General features: G+C 44.9%; 1 pseudogene. It reads left to right on the top strand.

Annotation, left to right across the window (positions count from 1 at the left end):
- Positions 1-20 precede the first annotated feature (20 nt).
- Positions 21-374 (top strand): annotated as a pseudogene (locus CWC18_RS18385) (transposase); the annotation flags it as partial.
- Positions 375-448 lie beyond the last annotated feature (74 nt).

Here is a 448-nt window from a genome sequence, read left to right as displayed (position 1 = left end):
ACTACACGAGTGTTTAGACCCGCTGTGAACATGCCAAAGAAGGCAAGGTACCGAAATACTTGGCGCTTTTTGCAGGTTGCCCCCGAAAGCACATGCCCAAATGTTTACCCTTTGAATTAAAGTCCTATTTAGAACTGGTAGAGCTAACCGGCCGATGTATGCGGGCAGATAAGCGAGGCGCTATAAGCCCAATCAACTCACCAATTCTAGACAGACTCAACATCGCCCCAGATAACTGGCAAAAACTCACCACACAATTTACCAAAGTATTTCACGGCGCAGTAGGGCGGCCGCAAAAGCTTGATAATTATTGTGCGAGCTTAGAAATAAAACGTCGCGCTAATTACAAGCAGTGTGAAAAGTTACTGGCTTAACTTTTATATCATCAAGGTAATCTCTAGATAACCAATACGTCATACATTGGCGGCTTAGCCGTGCCTTATTGCTG

Source organism: Pseudoalteromonas aurantia (genome assembly GCF_005886875.1).
Lineage (GTDB): Bacteria > Pseudomonadota > Gammaproteobacteria > Enterobacterales > Alteromonadaceae > Pseudoalteromonas > Pseudoalteromonas aurantia_A.
The sequence above is the reverse complement of the archived record's forward strand: the minus strand, read 5'-3'. Positions and strand labels throughout refer to the sequence as shown.